This window comes from Furfurilactobacillus milii (assembly GCF_009864005.1).
GTDB classification, from domain to species: Bacteria; Bacillota; Bacilli; order Lactobacillales; family Lactobacillaceae; genus Furfurilactobacillus; species Furfurilactobacillus rossiae_B.
The window spans coordinates 25590-43904 of sequence record NZ_WEZQ01000026.1 but is presented as its reverse complement, the minus strand read 5'-3'; the positions used below and the strand labels follow the sequence as shown (position 1 = coordinate 43904).

Here is an 18315-nt window from a genome sequence, read left to right as displayed (position 1 = left end):
TATGACTGATAAAAGGTATAATAAAGATAAGGCAAAAGCAGTAGAGTTCCTGATTGATAGAAAGGTGGCACACAGCGATGTTACAGCAATACAAAAATATTCTTGCCCCAGTTGATGGTTCGAAAGCCACTGAACCAGTTCTGGAAAAGGCAATTGAGGTTGCCAAACGCAACGATACGCACCTAGACATCCTGAACGTTTTGGAGGTTAACCAATTCTCGGACAGTTATGGTGGCGCTGTAAGTGGCGATGTCATCTACCGTTTGGTTGAAGACGTTCAAAACCGTTTGGAATCTTTGAAACAACAGGCTGAAAAGGCCGGTGTTAAAGATGTCGACATTCACGTTCGTTTTGGTAATCCAAAACCAGTTATCTCGCGTGAATTTCCTCACGACCACGGTAACGAACTGATCGTCATGGGTACAACTGGTTTAAACGCCGTTGAACGTTTGATGGTTGGTTCCGTAACTAATTACGTCAGCCGCAACGCAGACGTTGATGTACTGATTGTTAAGGTTAACCAGAAGTAAGATAATTAAATCATGATTTTAAGAAAGCGGTAGGTACTCTCGATTGAGGGTATCTACCGCTTTTTTAAGTCCTTATATTCGCATTCAAGTAGCGGATTGTATTCATAAAAGGTAAGTTGTGCGTTGGCAATTTGTTATTGAATTAGGTTTTGTAATGCTTGGATTACAAGTTCTTTTGACTTACGCAGATTCCGGCCAAATCGATCTAACTTTAAATTTACAACTGTGCCTTCGCCTTAAACAAAGTGAGATACTCTGGCTTTAAAACAGGTGCATCTAACCACCCTACAATTTCAATACCACTTTTCAAAAGTGAATAATAATCAGCATCATGGGTAATAAACTTTTTTACCTACATTTTTGGGTGAAAACATCAATTACCCATTTAACCTCAATGTGAGCTGAAGGGCGTCGACATTGAAACCAAGACATGAAAGTGACCTAAATTCGATGGTCTTCCGAATTTAGGTCACGGACGGTCGGAAAGACTCTTTACGAGGCTTGACGGCGAGGTGAAAGACCGTGAACTGCTGGCTTGAACCGGTCCCATGTCGGAGTTTCAATGTCGACAACCGCAAGTGTCAGTCAGCTACTATATTTATGTAATCGTTTTAAGCTCCCTTTTAGTTTCTCTTAAGTCCCCTTTATGCAAGCAGGTCTATCGTAATCAACAATGTTCAAGCAATTATTAATCACGCGTTCTTGTTTGAAACTAAACGATAGGAAGTGACCTTATGCGTAAGTTTGTTAAACTATGGGACTGGTGGTTAGTCGCCATTCTTGTCCTCGCTGCCGGACTCTACGGGTGGAATATCTGGGAAGCCGGCCAGGCCAACGATTTTTACACGGCCGCAATTGTCAGTATGACGAAGAGTTGGAAAGCCTTTTGGTATGCCAGCTTTGATCCAGCTAGTTTCATTACAGTGGATAAGCCACCGGTTGCCCTCTGGTTCATGGCAATCAGTGCCAAAATATTCGGCGTTCACGGCTGGAGTGTCGTGTTACCATCCGTCCTGTTTGGAATTGGCTCGGTCGGTCTGATCTACGCCATGGTTAAACCTTATTTTGGTCGCTTGGCAGGTAACTTAGCTGCCCTGTTCATGACGATTACACCCATTGTGGTGGCCGATTCACGGACCAACAACATGGATGCAACGTTAGTTTTCTTCCTGTTACTCGCAGGTTTTCTTCTACAACGTGCCGTTGCCAAACGGAAAACGTGGCTCGTAATCGTTTCGTTTGCACTTATTGGCGTTGCCTTCAACGTCAAAATGTTGCAGGCATTTATGCTGTTACCTGCGATGTATTTCTTCTACTGGATTGCCAGCACGGTAGGTTGGAAGAAAAAAATAGTCCATCTGGCAATGGCAACGATTGCTTTAGCAGTCTTCACGTTAGCTTGGCCAGTCGCTGTTGACTCAACCAACAAGAGTAGCCGCCCCTACATCGGAAGTTCATCAACGAACTCCGTTTTAAACTTAGCCTTTGGTTACAATGGTTCACAACGTTTGCTCGGTCAATCGACTGGAACCGGTAGTCGCTTCCCAGGCATGGGCAGTAGCAGTAAAGGCAAATCTGGTCAGGCGCCAACGGGAACTAAGGGCAAAACGGGCACCCCGCCGTCAGGATCAAAGACCGGTGCTAAGGGCACCAAGCCAACTGGTAAAAAAGCCAGCGGCAAAATGATGGCCGGAACCAAGATGCCCGGTGGTTCCAAAGGTGGCGCACCAACTGGCATGACTGGTGGCAAACAAGGAGCCGGTGCTGGTGCCGGTGGCGGTGGCGGTGCCTTCAACATCGGTACTGCAGGCCCATTCCGTTTGTTCCAGCAAGCACTTGGCGGTCAGGTCAGTTGGTTCTTCCCACTGGCATTGACTGGCTTAGTTGGCGCCTACTTGTATGAAGCCGACCGAAAGAAACGGTGGTGGCAAACAACACGCAATCAACAACAGCTCTGGTACTGGGCTGGTTGGCTCGTGCCAGTTGCCGGATTCTTCAGTATCGCTAGTTTCTTCCATCCCTACTACATGATTATGCTCGCACCCCCACTTGCTGTTCTGGATGGAATCGGTATTGCCACGTTTGTAAAATCCGTTAAAGAAGGTCGTCAACCTTGGCAGCGATATATCTTTGCTATCGGATTACTCGCCACAGCGGCACTGCAAGCATGGTACGTTTATAGTTACTATCCGTGGTTGAGCTGGCTTATCGCTGGCGGGTCTGCCATTACAGCGGCGTTGATTGCTTTCGTATTTACGAGCTGGCGTAAAGTCGCCGTTACCAGTACGTTTGCGATTACCTTGCTGTCACTGGCGCCAGGATTCTGGTCTTTGACACCAACCATTGCAGGTGAATCAGCGGCCATCCCAACAGCTGGCCCCGACTTATTAACAAGTGGTGGTAACAGCGGTGGTATGGGTAACGAATCCGCAAACACTAAACTGATCAAGTATCTCGAAAAGCACAATGGCAACGCCAAATATCTGTTTGCCACAATGGATTCAGGCACAGCCGCGCCATATATTATCAAAACTGGTAAATCAGTGATGACGATTGGTGGTTTCAACGGTACCGATAATGCAATCTCACTTGCCAAGTTTAAACAACTGGTCAAGGCCGGTCAGGTCAAATACTTCTACGTCGCCGGTAAGAGCACTAGTGGCAGCATCGTGAACTGGGTTAAGAAACACGGTACCAAGATAAGCGCCAAGACTTACGGCGGTACAAGTGCCAGTTCCATGATGGATGCCACAAGCACATCAGAAAGCAAAACAATCAGTAGCGCCAGCAAGAAGGCGACTAAACCAACGGGCAGTACACAAGGTGGCCAACCTGGTGGTCAAATGCCTTCTGGGTCGAAACCGTCTGGCATGAAGAAGCCATCGGGAACAAAGAAACCTAGTGGTGTTCAAAAACCATCAGCCACCAAAAAAACGTCTAGCACATCCAAGAAAATGACCAAACCGTCGCAGAAGCCGTCCAGCAAAACCGGTTCAAACAAACAGGGCCAGCCAGGTGCTGGTGGCATGGGTGGCAACGGCGGTACGTTGTACAAACTGAACTAAGGAGGATGACAACCATGACGAATACTTCAAATCAACTTATTTCTATTGTGATGCCCGTTTTCAACGAAGAAGCGCTCATTATGAAAACGATTCGAACCGTTCAAGGGTTTGTCAGCCAACAACCTGAGCGCTACGAAATTATCTTCGTTGATGACGGTTCAAATGACACAACAACGGATAAAATTCGCAAGGCAATCGCCTTCCATCCAGAGATGCGGCTTGTCCGTTTCTCCCGTAACTTTGGCCATCAGCTAGCGATTACAGCAGGTATTCGCTACGCTACCGGTCAGGCCGTCGTGGTCATGGACGCGGATTTGCAGGACCCACCAGCCGTTATTGCTGACATGGTGTCGGCCTGGCACCAAGGCGCCGACGTAGTGTATGGCAAGCGGCAACAACGCGATGGTGAATCCTGGTTCAAGAAAGTCTCTGCTAAAGCCTTCTATCGCATTCTACACAGCATCACCAACGTTGACATTCCAGTTGACACCGGTGACTTCCGTTTGATGGATCGCAAAGTGGTCAACGTCCTCGAACGAATGAATGAGGATGAACCCTTCGTTCGCGGCATGGTCAGCTGGGTCGGTTTCAAACAAACCGCAGTGGAATACGAACGCCAACCACGCACCGAAGGCGTCTCCAAATATCCCCTGCGCAAGATGGTCCGTCTGGCAATGGATGGCATCACATCGTTTTCAAACCTACCATTGAAGTTTGCAAATTGGACAGGCGGAGTTCTATGTGCGGCTGCTGTCCTCACCTTAATTGCAGCTATCTGGACAGGTTTTACCGGAACGACACTCCTGTTGGTGGTCGACCTGCTGATAGGTGGCCTACTGCTACTCAGTATCGGCATTCTGGGGCAATATCTCGGTCGCGTGTTCAATCAGTCGCGCGAACGGCCTTTGTACGTTGTGGCTGAAACGATGGGCTTTCCCAGCGGTGCTAACAATCAACATAGTGTAGCCCGGACAATCCCAGTTAGTCAGGTCCAAAAGATCAGAAAACAATCCTAACTAAATGATACAAATAAGGGTTCCAAACATCATTAGCAAGCGTTAATGGTGTTTGGAACCCTTTTGAGATTGAATTTTAAGTTACAAATGTGCAGGGCTTCGGCATCACTCTTTCTAAAACGTGCACCTGTCGCCCAGAATCCTGCGCATAACACGTAAGTCAATGCATTCGGAAGCCCACCGAATACTTTGTCTTACCCGTTATTGCTCGGTTTCTCCCGGGCTTCGGCATCACTCTCCCAGCGTTTGCCAGTCCTCGGCCCAGACGAGACCCATGACCTTTTCGCCGGTATGCACACCGATAGAAGGCCCAATGTGAGCAACCTCAAACTGAGGATCTTTGCCACCGTCCGTTTTCAGGTTTTCACTGGTTAAATCACTCATCCAAGTGGCACTGGCATCGGGGTTGTTCCCGTCAATCACGCCAACACGCACCGGATAATCTTCATCGCCCAATGACGCCTCAAAATCACGCTTAACTTTCTGGAAGGCACGTTTGGCTGTCCGTTCTTTCGTTAAGGCAACGATTTTAGCATCTTCAAACGTCAGAATCGGTTTGATCCGCAATAAGTTACCCACAAAAGCAGAGCTGTTCGTAATCCGACCCGTCCGTAACAAGTGGCTTAAATCATCCACCACAAAATACACATGCGTTGTCTCACGTAAATGTTCAAGCACTGGCAAGATTTCAGCAGCATTCTTGCCAGCCTTAGCCATCTTAGCAGCCAGTAAGGCCAACCAAGCTTCACCTTCACTAGCCATTCGCGAATCAAACGGATAAACTTTGATTCCTTTTACGGTTGGTGCATACGCTTCAAGGTTTTGCAGGAACGTCGTAATACCGCTCGACAAGTGAATACAAATCACTTCGTCATAGCCTTCTTTGATCAGTTCATCAAACTGCTCCTGCATCTGCATCATCGTTACTTGTGCAGTTGATGGCATTGCCTTTTCTTCACGCATCCGTTTGTAAAACTGTTCACTGGTAATATCAACATTTTCTAAGTAGGTCTGGGTGCCAAAAATTACAGTAATTGGCACCACTCGGATACCAGCAGCCTTCGCTACTTCAGGATCTAAGTAACTGGCGCTATCCGTGATCACAGCTGTTTTCATCCCGCTGCCTCGCTTCATCTTTATTGGTTGAAGAGAATTTGTTCACAACCATTGTGTACATTCATCATACCCGATTTGCGACAATTTTTCGAGCGAGCAATCACTTTAGTCGTCAATATCGTTGACATATTGAACAGCAGTAGGCAACGTTGTCGATTGTCCAATGACTGCTGGATAAATTGGCATGACCGGAAAGTCTTTTAAGTTAATCCATTCAAATGTGTGACGGCCAATGCTAAACCGTTCGTTTGGTAAGTTGGCTAATTGTGGACTGTCGAGTAAATGAACGAAATTAACTTGTTGCCACATATCTTCTGGTGTCCCAAATTGATGTTCCATCACCCACAGTAAGCGTTTGGGCAGCACATCGAGATGAAGTTCTTCTTGATACTCCCGCTTAATCGCAGAAACAGAGGATTCGCCAAACTTAACCTTGCCACCAACTAATGCAAAATACGATTGCCCATTGTCATCGATACTGTGATGAAACAACGCTTTTTCGTCTCGAACTAGTAGTCCACTCGTGCGCACGTTAAACGTTCGGTTATCACGTTTAAACAGCAGATCATCAGCCTCTTCGGTCATTTAAATTCGCCATCCGGATTTTCTAAGTATGTCAGTTCAGACACACTGCGTTTTTCAAAGACATTGAGTAATTTATCCATGCCGTCCGCAATTTCATGTTCGAACATTTCATCGCGTCGCATCCAGCAAACTTTGCCTTCATCAGACGATCGCAATTCCCCCGAATAGGAATCGGTTCTAAACAGTGCGACAACATAACGCCCATGTTCGGTCATAAATTCTTTAATCCCACAAAAGATGGGATTATGAATGTCTAGGCCTGTTTCTTCCTTCACTTCTCGAATCGCAGAATCTACAAAACTTTCGCCGGCTTTCACATGACCACCCGGAAATGTGTAACCAGGCCAATCAGGATTTTTGCGATCCTCAACCAAAATCTGGTTGGTTTCGTTATCTGATACCAGTACCATGTTAGTCAATTCAACTTCTTCGGTCTTCGCCATGTTACCCTCCTCGTTTGCCTGTGCGTTTTTGACAGCGTGGCTATATTATCTTGCTAATACAGCGGTTTTGCAATCATGAAATTTTGCGAATAAGCGTTCTTTTTATTTAGTGCTTTGATTATAAGTGCTAGAACTTGATCAGATTTTTAAGGTTCAAAAACAAAATACGATGGAGCCGAAGGGAGCCAAAACTGAACGAAGGCCGTGAAAGTGCTGTTAATGAGACGGTTTAAGTCGAATTTACTGCACAGGACTGTCTTGAAGACGTGCCCTTCGGCTTAAAGGCGAGGTGAGAAACCCGCACTTCAGGGGGTCGAACCGGTCCCACGGCTAGAGTTCAGTTTTGGCAACCGAAGACGTCATTCATCCACTATTTTGGATTTTAAAAAACAAAAATAGGGTTCACACAATCCAAACGGACTGTGTGAACCCTATTAATTTTCAGAGAAGAGATTAAGCAGTGAGACTACTTAATGTCTTTCCATTGCCATGCATTAACTTCTGGTAAATCAGTACCTTCATCACGGATGTACTGGTTGTGTTTAGCAACCATGTCGTCCATGTGTTGACTGAATTCGCCGGCTTTTTCAGCAAAGCTAGTTGCGTTGATGGCATCCTTAGCCAAGTGGAAGCGGTCCAATTCGTTCAAGACACGCATGTCAAATGGTGTAGTGATGTCCCCATTTTCACGGTAGCCGTGGAAGTGGATGTTGTGGTTATGACGGTCGTAAACCAAACCACGCAATGTGTTTTCGAAGCCATGGAAAGCAAAGATAACAGGCTTGTCAGTCGTGAAGTAACTGTCGAATTCTTCGTCAGTCAAACCACGGTCATCTTGGTCGTCACCCTTCTTACGTAACTTCAATAGGTCAACAACGTTGATGAAGCGAATCTTCAAGTCAGGGAAGCTGTCATGCAATAAGGTGATTGCAGCTAAACTTTCCATCGTTGGTTCAGTACCGGCTGCTGCAAAGACAACATCTGGTTCTGCACCTTCATCGTTAGAAGCCCAAGGAATGATTCCCAAACCGTTGTTAACAAGTTCCGTAGCTTCGTCAATGGAGAACCATTGAGTCCGTGGGTGCTTGGAAGCAACAATCAAGTTGATAACTTCGCGACTTTGCAAAGCTTTGTTCATAACAGCTAATAATGAGTTAGCATCAGCTGGCAAGTATTCGTTAACCAGTTCGTGACCCTTTTCAGCCATATGACCAATCATACCAGGATCTTGGTGAGTGTAACCATTGTGGTCTTGTTGGAACACAGTGGAAGTGTTGATGATGTTCAATGATGGGTAGTCGTGACGCCAGTTTTGTTCTTGCGCCTTACGTAACCACTTGTAGTGTTGAGTCAACATTGAGTCAATAACACGTGTGAATGATTCGTATGAAGCGAAGAAACCGTGACGACCAGTCAGAACGTAACCTTCAAGCCAACCTTCAGCTTGGTGTTCTGACAATTGTGAGTCAATAACTTGACCAGAATGTGCGACGTTTTCATCGTTTGGTTCGTGAATGTCTTCCATCCATTGACGCTTGGAAGCATCCCATAGGCCCCACAAACGGTTTGATTGAGTTTCATCAGGACCAGTGATCCGGAAGCTCGTTGGGTTTTCCTTCATGATGTCACCAGCAAAGTGTGACATAACTTCCATGTCCATCCGTTGCTTGGAGTTATCCTTCAAGTCACTTTCAGGAACGGCAAACTTACGAACATCGTCCATCTTCAATGGTTCTGGGTGAATCCCACCGTTAGTGATAGGGTTCATAGCCATCCGTTTGTCACCCTTAGGTTCAACTTCTGACAATACTTCTTTAGGACTACCATCTTCGTTGAATAATTCTTCAGGCTTGTATGACTTCATCCAGTCAACCAACATGTCTTTGTGTTCCATGTGGTTTGCGTCCACCGGAATTGGAACCTGGTGAGCACGGAATGAGTTTTCAATTGGGTCGCCGTTTAAGTCCTTCTTAGGACCAGTCCAGCCTTTAGGTGCACGAAGCACGATCAATGGCCATACAGGTAATGAATCATCGTTGTTGTCACGGGCATTCTTTTGAATGGCCTTGATTTCTTCGATAGATGCATCAATGGCTTTAGCCATGTCTTGATGAGCCTTCTTGTGGTCTGAACCATCAGTTTCAACGAAACGAGGGTTCCAGCCCATACCTTGATAGTACTTAGTCAAGTCAGCATCGCTCATCCGTGAAAGGATGGTTGGGTTAGAAATCTTAAACCCGTTAACTTGAATAATTGGTAATACAGCACCGTCGTGGATTGGGTTGATGAACTTGCTTGAGAACCATGAAGCAGCCAATGGGCCAGTTTCTGATTCCCCGTCACCAATTTCAACAGCAGCAATAACGTCAGGGTTATCTAAGATAGCACCAACACCGTGTGAAAGAGAGTAACCAAGTTCCCCACCTTCGTGGATAGAACCTGGTGTTTCAGGAGCAGCATGTGAAGCAACCCCACCTGGGAATGAGAATTGCTTGAACAAGCGTTGCATACCTTGTTCGTCACGTGTGATACGTGGGTAACGTTCAGTGTATGAACCGTCAAGGTAAGCGTTTGAAACCATAACTTGACCACCGTGACCTGAACCTTCGATATAGAACATGTTCAAGTCATACTTCAAGATGGCACGGTTTAAATGTGCGTAAATGAAGTTTTGTGGAACGATTGTGCCCCAGTGACCGATTGGCTTAACTTTAACGTCTTCTGCCGTCAAGTCGCCCTTCAATAATGGGTTGTCCTTTAAGAACAACTGACCAACTGAAAGGTAGTTAGCCGCACGCCAGTAAGCGTCAACTTTGTCTAAGTATTCTTGTGAGTCGTAATCAACTGCCATGAATATTTACACTCCTTCGAGATAATTTTTAATAACACGAAATTTGCTGTGAAATCCACCGACTTTTTTACCGGTCAATTTACAGTTACTATAATAGACGCTTTTAAATAAAAGTCAACCTTTTAGAAAATTGGTACGACCCAATTACCGAGATCGAATGTTTCCATTGGTTAGTTCACCTTTATTTGCTTATCAAAAAGCGACATTATAGGAATCAGTTCCTCGCTAATCCGCCCCAATGCTAACAAATTAAGCCTTAAATTGAACCTAAAAAACACTGAGAAATAAATATTCTTAGTGTTTTCTAATAACCTCTATTCAATTTAGTCCGCATCTAAATCCACAAAGTTGTTGTATTTCATATACTTATAGTGAATTCGCATGTTTGACACTTCAAACGGCGTCCCATCATCCAGAAAAAAAATTCCACTCATCACGCCAACTGGTTCAGTTGGCTTCAGTGACAGCAATTCCTGATCCTTGTCGTCCGAAGGCTCGGCTTCAACGGTCATGAAAGATTTGGTTACTGAGACGTGTTTGTTATCTTCCAAATAATTAAAAATCGAACCTGATACAACCGTTGTTGACAGTTCTGGCATAATTTTAATGGGAATAAACCCTGTCTCAATCATCACCGGCTGTTGATCAAGCGACCGCAGACGTTTGATTTGATACACAAAATCATCGGCATTCAAGAATAGATCTTGTTGTAATTCTGGTGTGGCCGGAATCACTTGAAAGTCGAGCAACTTAATGCTCGGCTTCTTGCCATCCACCCTCATCGAATCCGTAACCCCAAGATTACGCCCTTCGTAACTGAAAACAGCCTGATTTTTAATGTACAATGGGTTCACAAACGTACCAGAACCACGCTTTTTAAAAATGATTCCCTGTTGTGCCAGTACGTTAAGTGCTCGCTTAACAGATGACCGGCTCACCTCGTATGATTCGCTTAAGCTCCGCTCGTCAGGCAGCCGTTTATCTGGAAACTGATTGTCATTAATGCGACGCTTTAAATCTTGCATTACATTTTTATAAACTAAGTCTGCCATCTCGACGCAAGGTTCCTTTCTCTTGTATACTACTCACTGAGAGTATACCAGAAAAATATTGGTCCGGCCAATTGTGTTTTAGGTTCGTACCAATTTTTAATCTCTTGGAGGTCCAATTTAATGGCTAAGAAAAAAAGAATTCAGAAAACCCTCGTCGAAAAAATTTTAGATAAGGCGAAGATTCCATACAAACAAATTGAGTTTGCCACCCACCAAGCTGGGGACGTTGCCCAACTGGATGTTGATCACGAAGATTATGATGAACATAATATCTATAAGACACTGGTTCTAACCGGCAACGTAACTGGCCCACTCGTAGGTGTTGTTCCGCTTGACACTCACCTAAGTTATAAAAAGTTGGCGGCAGCTTCCGGTAACAAAAAAGTTGGCATGGTGCCGTTAAAAGACCTGCTTAACACTACTGGATACGAACATGGTGCCAATACGCCAATCGGTATTTGGGAGAAGTACCAGTATCCCATTTATTTCGATACAGCTGCTCAAGAGCAGGGCGAAATCGTCGTTTCATCAGGCAAAATTGGCCGCTCAGTTCAGGTCGATGCTACAGCTATCGCAGAATTAGTTCACGGTACATTTACCGATTTAGAGGAAGAATAGGAATAACTTAATGTCATTTAGCACGTTAGGTCAGCAGATTTTAATCAGTCTGCTGACCGTCTTCTTTTACGGGTTAGCACTGCCACTTTTGTTTAGTTGGGTGCTAACACTGATAAATCGAAATACCAAACAACGGCTCGCTACGTATTATGGTATGAACTCTCAAGTTTACTTAGGATTTCTTGGTATCATCGTTCACGAGTCCAGCCATTTGATCATGGCATTATTATTTGGTCATAAAATTACTGGTTTGCGGCTGATTAAATTTGCCCACCCAGACAGACAAGCCACTGATCCAGAAGCGTTAACCCTCGGCTACGTAAATCATCGATGGAACAGTGGCAATAGTTACCAAACAATGGGTAACTTTTTTATTGGTTTTGCGCCAATTATCGGCGTCAGTGCAGTCATTTTCGGTATCACCGCCTGGTTATGGCCAACAATGTTTCATAACTGGGTAATGTTTGCCATGCATCCAACCCTTAGTAACCTGTTTCAACCGGCAACTTCTGATGGTAACTTACTGGTCAACACAGTTCGTTGGATCATTTGGGCAATATTAGTGACTAACCTCAGTGTTGGTGGATTCGACCTAAGTAGTGCCGACCTGCGCAATTCCGGTGCCGGTGTCTCATCATACATTGTTCTGCTTGGTCTAATCGGCTTAAGTGCTGGCGTTTTAACAAGTTCGTTTACGGAGTGGTCTCGTGCACACCTAGTGCCGGTCTTCTTTGCACTTAGTCTCGTCGTTGTGCTTTCTGCAGTCGTAAATGTAGTCACCCGTTGGTTAACCAAAGATAAATAAAATGATTCTTCTATCAAAACAAGAAACACGCTGACTTCCATTCTCTGGAGATCAGCGTGTTTTAAGTCTCTGTTCATTTATAGTCCAAAAGGTTAGGCTTCACCATTCCACTCTTGTTTGAATTCATATAGAAAATCAAGCATCACGCGTTGGCGTTGTTCTGCCATCTTTCGTGCAGTAACGGTATTCATCTGGTCTTTAATAAGCAACAACTTTTCATAGAAGTGATTAATCGTGGTGCCATCCGCTTTGCGGTACTCTGCCTTTGTCATATCGTGACGAGGTTCAATCTCCGGATCATACAGCACCCGGTCATGATGACCACCATAGGTCAATGTCCGAGCGATACCAATCGCACCAATGGCATCCATGCGATCGGCATCTTGAACAATTTGACCAGCCGGGCTCAGCGTCTGATGCTGCCCAAGATTTTTGCTGAATGACATGTGATCAATAATTGCAAAGATAGCCGTTACATCGTCCTCATTCACATCCCAGCTTGAAAGTTTTTCTTTCAACGCCGCGTGGGCGGCCTCAGGATCTTCAACAAGCTTATCGTCAATAACATCATGCAAATAGGCCGCTGCTAAAACAACAAAACGTTGCCCTGTCTGTTCGATTAATTCAATTCGATCCGCTAACTTCGCGACCCGCTCCAAATGGAAAAAATCATGTCCCGAACGATCGCTACCGAGTTGCTGACGTGCGTAAGACTCAATTTTATCCAGTTGTGTTTGCTCTGCTGAGGTCAGTCCTTCTGCCATACTGTCGCCTACTTTTCGCGAATAAAATCGCGTAATTTTTTGATGGTGCCACGCGAGAAATTCAACTCGTCACCGTTACTCATCGTAACATGTCCCAGCGTAAAGTTGACGGTCTGAATATGTTCTGTATTCAGAATATAACTTTGAAAACCATTAAAAAAATTGTCTGCCGTCAGATGACTGGCTAGTTCATGAATGCTCCCATTCACTTCGTAGCGGTTATTTGTCGTGACTACCGTAACTTTTTTCAACCGGCGCACCTTTTCAATGTATAACAGATCATCTTGACGCAACCGAATTAGAAAACCACCGTTTTTGATTTCTAAATAAGCCGGCTGATTCGGATGAACCTGATTTAAGTGATCCTGAATCGTCACCAAAATTTGGCGAAGTTGAGGCGTAAACTTCTCAGCGTCAAACATAAATTCTTTGGAAAGAAATCCTGTTGGCATGGTCATCGACGTGATTGTTTCAAACGCACGATCCTCACGAATAGAGACATAGACAATATAGCCTAAAGGGTCGACTTCGCGAATTCGTCGAGCTAGCTCAATACCGTCAACCGCAGCATTAAGTTGAATGTCTAGAAAGTAAATGTTTGGACCCGGATGATCAGGCAACGTTGCCAACACTTTTTCCGGTCGTCCTTCACTTTCAATTGGAATATTCATATTCAATTCTTTAAGTTCGTTTTCAAGGCAAGTTGTCAGCCATAGTCGTTCCTTTAAATTATCTTCACAAACGTAAAGAATCATGACGATCTCTCCTTTGTTTACCTTGGTTACATCTCAACAATCGTGGTTAACGTTTACCGAGCTTCGTTATTTTTATATTGCCAATAAACGCCGCAATCAATATGCGTCATATCCCACCGAGTGTCTTCATATTACTAGCTGAAAACTGTTCGTTACGCTAAAAGATAAGGGCATTAAGGCTAAAATGTTAAACCATCGTTGTTCACGTCAACTGTCGATACGATCAACGACCTAACGCGGATCAACGACTTTTAAGGCTCGAATCTCATCGCTCCCTTGATCCGTCATCAAGTAAACTTTGTTACCGCGATTCTAACGAAAAAACGTCGCCGCCGAACCGGCACTCGAAAGTAAATTCTTAAAGACTACTTTCACACGGTCGTGACAACGCAGATCAATTTTCTAATTAGCCATGCTAAATGCTTGTCTCGCAATTGATTGTAATGCACCCACCCACTCAAATGCGCACGGCAAACCCATTTTAATCAATTTCAGTCCCAAATTATCAACAGCCTGTTAGTAGTTCGTCAATTTAATTAACAAATTTGAATTAAACGTCTTTTATTTGAGCTGAGATAGTTGATAGTTCAACTATTTTATCATCTGCAAAATTTTAAAATTGACACCCCTAGAATAGCACTCTACACTGACAGCGACAGGATATTTAACCTGCAAATTGGTAAGTCTTTGAACTGCAATTTCATCCGCCTAAAGGGGGCGTTGAACCATGCAATTATCCCCAGTAATTCACGTATCACATCTCCAAAAACGATTTGGTAAATTTCAAGCACTACACGATGTCTCGTTTGACGTACAACCTGGTGAAGTCTTTGGATTTATTGGTCCAAATGGAGCCGGAAAATCGACAACGATTCGCACGTTACTTGGTTTATTAAGGGCAACAAGTGGTACAGCCACAATTTTTGGCAAAGACGTTTTTCATGACGCGGTCAGTATTCATAAAAACATCGCCTATGTTCCTGGCGACGTTTATCTGTGGCCGAATCTTACAGGTGGCGAAATTATCGACCTTTTTCTCCGGCTCAGTCGTCAGCAACATTCAAAACGAACGGATGAGTTAATTAAGGCATTTGGACTCGACACTGGTAAGAAAGCACGCACCTATTCCAAAGGGAATCGTCAGAAGGTTGCTCTAATTGCCGCCTTATCACAAAAGGCCGATTTATATATCTTTGACGAACCAACCTCTGGTCTCGACCCGCTCAACGAGCAAGTCTTTCAGGACGAAGTAAAAGCCCTAAAAGCTGCTGGCAAAGCAATTTTACTGTCTAGCCATATTTTGTCGGAAGTAGAACAAATGTGTGATCGGATTGGTATCATCCGCGAAGGTAAAATCATTGAAACCGGTACGCTCACAGAAATGCAACACTTGACCCGCACGCAGATCTCAGTGACTACAAAAACACCGTTGACCGACTTAGGCAATCAGCCTGGTGTTCATCAACTTAAACAATCTAATCCAACTACGGCAATTTTTGCGGTCGATTCAGACGCCATGACTATAATCACTGAATACTTAGCCGGTCATCAAATTCTAACATTACGAAGCACCCCGCCAACCTTAGAGGACTTATTTTTACGCTATTATGGTCGTGAAAATGCTCAGGCTGTGGACTTAAAGACGGGAGATGGTCCTGATGCCTAAGCAACCGTTCTTTCAAGCAGGCCAAATCTTGCGTATCAATCTTCGACGTGATTGGCTTAAGTTGTTGATTTGGCTAATTGCACTGGGAGGATTATTCGCAAGTATTGCAGCCAAGTTCAATAACCTATACGGTAGCAAAACCGCCATTGAAAAGATTACCGCTACATTAAATACGCCCGCAATGATTTCGCTTTTCGGTCGATTACCTCATGGCCCGTATAGTTCTGCGGATGTCTTTGCTGGCGAAATGACCGTCTTTATGGCTATTTTCGGAGTCATCATGAACTTTTCATTAGCTATTGCACTGACACGTGGTGACGAAGATAGCGGTGTAACGGAACTGGTATCAGCGCGCTACGTCGGTCCTTATGCCAGTATGATGGCCGCAATCAGTGAACTAGTGGTTGCAAACATCCTGTTAGCGTGCCTTTACTCAGGTGGTCTGCAAGTTGCTGGTTTAAATGGTACAAACACAGGCGGCAATCTTGTCCTTGGTGTTAGCCTGGGGCTTAACGGATTGATGTTTGGCTTACTTGCTGTCGTTTGTGCTCAGCTAGCTGCCAGTAGCCGTGCTGCAACAAGTCTTGCCTACCTGCTTTTTGGTATTGTCTATCTGGGACGCATGTTAACCGACGTTTCCCATCCCCGCTACACATGGCTTTCTCCGCTCGGTTGGGTAGAGAAGTTACAAACGTACCGCAGCAACAATTGGCTTCCGGCCATGTTAATGCTGATCACTATTGCCGTTTTAATGATCCTCGCAATCATGCTTCGCGCACGCCGTGATCTTAACGCTGGCATTTTGGCCACCCGACCTGGTCGACGTTATGCCAGCCCCTTTCTTCGCGGGCCAATTTCACTAGTGGGTCGGTTGGAGCGCAATACTATCTTAGCCTGGGTAATCGGTCTCTTTATCTTTGGTGCAATGTACGGTTCCGTTTTTAATACCGTCGCCGACATTCTCAAGTCGAATCCAATTACGGTAAAATTATTAGCTGATCCTCATACTGCCGCATTAGCCACTACTCAAGTTTTAAAATCATTTATTGCCCTGTTAATGATCATTTTCACGGTTTGTGCAATCATTCCCGGTTTACAAATTATTTATCGAATCGCCACTGATGAGCAACGGGGAATGCTTGAAATGTTACATGCCCGTCCCGTTTCACGTTTTCGACTTAATGTAGTCCTCAGTCTTTGGGGCATCGTCACCAGTTTACTAGCGCTTGTGGCAGCTGTCGGTGGCGTGGCTGCCGCAGCCAACATGGTATTAGATCATCCATTGGCTAACAAACTATTTATTCATGGTCTAATTGCGAACGTCTCGCCACTCCTGATATTCCTAGGTGCTGGTGCGCTCCTCGTTGGTTGGCTGCCCAGATTACGTAGTCTTGTTTGGCTCTACCTTGGTGCAACCTTTGTGATGAACTACTTCGGTCGCTTATTTGATCTACCTGAATGGGCAACCAAATTGTCTCCGTTTGGATTCATTGGTCATGTGCCCGCTTCGTCGCTGAACTGGTCTGTATTCTGGTGGCAAACTGGGATAGCTGCAGTTTTATTTATTGTTGGATTGATCGGATATCAGCTGCGTGATCTGAATAGTGCCAACTAACTATAAAAAGTTAAAAACTGTAACCTGTCTAACCGTCTCCCGTTACGCCGATTGGAAACGCCGTTCCGTGGGGATCGGGCTCAACCCGCACAAACCACGGTTTTCCCCTCGATTCTGAGCCAAAGTTCGTCTCAGAACTCGTCCCACAACACTAAGCGGCCGAAATCACGCCGCCAAGTGTTGTCGACACGGACCTCTGTTTCCAATCAGCTCCACTCCCTATTACAGACAAGTTAACCGCTAACCATTTACACGGCATCATTGAACATTCAATGACACTCTCAAAAAATTGGCAACTGTAAGTGGCGTTTATGTTGGTACTAAAGCTTCAACTCTAAGTTGAGCACAAAAATGCTTCATCCCGTCTTTGCAACAAAATGACGGGATGAAGCGTTTTAAATTAGAACAATGTCCATATATCGACCGTTAATCAATACCTAGTCAACAATTATCCTTTGGGCAATCGATAGGTCAAATACTGATCGAGAAATTGTTTGACGTGTTGTTGATAGGCCTCCGGATCAATCCAGAAACTTTCAGCATGTGTCGCATCTTTCACGACCCACTTTTCCTTTGGCCCTTGAGTCGCATCATAATTGGCTGCCAGCATTTCCGCAGGAACGAAAATATCTTTTTCACCATGAATGAAGAAAATTGGCCGGCGATTATGTTTGAGTTGCTCAGCTGATGAAACTTGGGTCAAGCTAAACCCTTGTTTACGCCGATTAATCGCATTCACCGCTGGCAAAAACGGGTATTTGGGTAAATGGAAATTCCGTTTGAGCAAGTACACCAACTCGTCGTCAATGCTGGAATAACCGCAATCCGCAATGATACAACGTACCTGCTCTGGGAGGGCTTCTCCGCTCATCATCTCAACTGTAGCACCGCCCATCGACACACCAAACAAGACGATCCGCGCATCCTGACCAGTTTCTTTGATAATGCGCTGAATCCAATCCAAATAATCCAAGCGGTCCAGCCAGCCAAATGTAATATAGCGACCTGCTGACCGGCCATGCGCCCGATCATCTGGCAACAATACGTTATACCCTAACTCGTGAAACATTTTCGCGTAGTTGGCCATCGTCTCGCCGTTGCCTTTATAACCGTGTGAAATGATCACCGTGTCCGTCGTTTGCACATCGGCTGCTAGATAAGTAGCTGCTAATTTACGCGTTGCATCATCTTCGTGTAAATGCCAAGCCTGCGTTGGCTGATTACGTAGCCAGTCAACATAGCCGTAGTAGGCATCTGCATACTTCTGCTTTTCTTTCGAAGTTTCAGGAACCTTATTTACGCGGTTGAAGGCATAACGATACAGTTGTTCTGAAATGCCGGCAACACCTGTTGCAATCACAAACGGTGCTGCCAAACTGACCATTGTTCTTTTTTTCACTGTCAATCTCCAATCCCTGAGTGCGGTGCCATTGT

The 18315-nt window shown here is 45.0% G+C and carries 15 protein-coding genes; 7 read left to right on the top strand and 8 right to left on the bottom strand.

Translation table 11 applies throughout. The features are described 5' to 3' along the window. Positions 1-77 precede the first annotated feature (77 nt). From GB993_RS11910 to GB993_RS11900, 3 genes are all read left to right on the top strand, one after another. The gene (locus GB993_RS11910; protein WP_161004456.1) at positions 78-530 is read left to right on the top strand and encodes a universal stress protein; all 453 of its coding nucleotides are present in this window, start codon (positions 78-80) and stop codon (positions 528-530) included. A 734-nt stretch (positions 531-1264) separates the two neighbouring features. Continuing rightward, a complete protein-coding gene (locus GB993_RS11905; protein ID WP_161004455.1) occupies positions 1265-3595 on the top strand; it encodes a glycosyltransferase family 39 protein in 2331 nt (776 codons plus the stop codon). Positions 3596-3609: 14 nt separating this feature from the next. Beyond that, entirely contained in the window at positions 3610-4611 is a 1002-nt protein-coding gene (locus GB993_RS11900) for a glycosyltransferase family 2 protein (RefSeq protein WP_161004454.1), read from the top strand. A gap of 231 nt (positions 4612-4842) precedes the next feature. Here the strand turns inward: GB993_RS11900 and GB993_RS11895 are convergent, their stop codons facing one another. The 5 genes from GB993_RS11895 to GB993_RS11875 all read right to left on the bottom strand — a co-directional run bounded on the left by GB993_RS11895 (position 4843) and on the right by GB993_RS11875 (position 10658). Beyond that, the gene (locus tag GB993_RS11895; RefSeq protein ID WP_161004453.1) at positions 4843-5727 is read right to left on the bottom strand and encodes a DegV family protein; all 885 of its coding nucleotides are present in this window, start codon (positions 5725-5727) and stop codon (positions 4843-4845) included. Positions 5728-5832: 105 nt separating this feature from the next. Continuing rightward, the gene (locus GB993_RS11890) at positions 5833-6312 is read right to left on the bottom strand and encodes an NUDIX hydrolase (RefSeq protein ID WP_161004452.1); all 480 of its coding nucleotides are present in this window, start codon (positions 6310-6312) and stop codon (positions 5833-5835) included. Continuing rightward, positions 6309-6755 carry an 8-oxo-dGTP diphosphatase gene (locus GB993_RS11885; RefSeq protein ID WP_161004451.1) on the bottom strand — a complete coding sequence of 149 codons (447 nt, stop codon included), beginning with the start codon at positions 6753-6755 and terminating at the stop codon, positions 6309-6311. The genes GB993_RS11890 and GB993_RS11885 overlap by 4 nt, the downstream gene beginning before the upstream one ends. Before the next feature lie 466 nt (positions 6756-7221). Further along, a complete protein-coding gene (locus tag GB993_RS11880) occupies positions 7222-9606 on the bottom strand; it encodes a phosphoketolase family protein (RefSeq protein WP_161004450.1) in 2385 nt (794 codons plus the stop codon). 323 nt (positions 9607-9929) lie between these two features. Beyond that, the gene (locus tag GB993_RS11875; protein ID WP_017261554.1) at positions 9930-10658 is read right to left on the bottom strand and encodes a GntR family transcriptional regulator; all 729 of its coding nucleotides are present in this window, start codon (positions 10656-10658) and stop codon (positions 9930-9932) included. 120 nt (positions 10659-10778) lie between these two features. Between GB993_RS11875 and GB993_RS11870 the strand changes: the two genes are divergently transcribed. Both GB993_RS11870 and GB993_RS11865 read left to right on the top strand, forming a co-directional pair. Beyond that, positions 10779-11276, top strand: a complete 498-nt coding sequence (locus tag GB993_RS11870) for an aminoacyl-tRNA deacylase (protein ID WP_161004449.1) — start codon at positions 10779-10781, stop codon at positions 11274-11276. Between the two features lie 10 nt (positions 11277-11286). Then, positions 11287-12081 (top strand): hypothetical protein, encoded by a 795-nt coding sequence (locus tag GB993_RS11865; protein WP_161004448.1) that lies wholly within the window; start codon positions 11287-11289, stop codon positions 12079-12081. Between the two features lie 92 nt (positions 12082-12173). Here GB993_RS11865 and GB993_RS11860 read toward each other — a convergent pair whose 3' ends face one another. Continuing rightward, positions 12174-12845, bottom strand: a complete 672-nt coding sequence (locus GB993_RS11860; RefSeq protein ID WP_161004447.1) for an HD domain-containing protein — start codon at positions 12843-12845, stop codon at positions 12174-12176. Between the two features lie 8 nt (positions 12846-12853). Continuing rightward, positions 12854-13600, bottom strand: coding sequence for a LytR/AlgR family response regulator transcription factor (locus GB993_RS11855; protein WP_161004446.1), 747 nt, complete (start codon positions 13598-13600; stop codon positions 12854-12856). Positions 13601-14327: 727 nt separating this feature from the next. Here GB993_RS11855 and GB993_RS11850 point away from each other — a divergent pair. Then, a complete protein-coding gene (locus GB993_RS11850; protein ID WP_161004445.1) occupies positions 14328-15266 on the top strand; it encodes an ABC transporter ATP-binding protein in 939 nt (312 codons plus the stop codon). Beyond that, positions 15259-16881 carry an ABC transporter permease gene (locus GB993_RS11845; RefSeq protein WP_161004444.1) on the top strand — a complete coding sequence of 541 codons (1623 nt, stop codon included), beginning with the start codon at positions 15259-15261 and terminating at the stop codon, positions 16879-16881. Before GB993_RS11850 ends, GB993_RS11845 begins: the two co-directional genes overlap by 8 nt. A gap of 448 nt (positions 16882-17329) precedes the next feature. Here the strand turns inward: GB993_RS11845 and GB993_RS11840 are convergent, their stop codons facing one another. After that, positions 17330-18265 (bottom strand): alpha/beta hydrolase, encoded by a 936-nt coding sequence (locus tag GB993_RS11840; protein ID WP_186337686.1) that lies wholly within the window; start codon positions 18263-18265, stop codon positions 17330-17332. Positions 18266-18315: the final 50 nt, after the last annotated feature.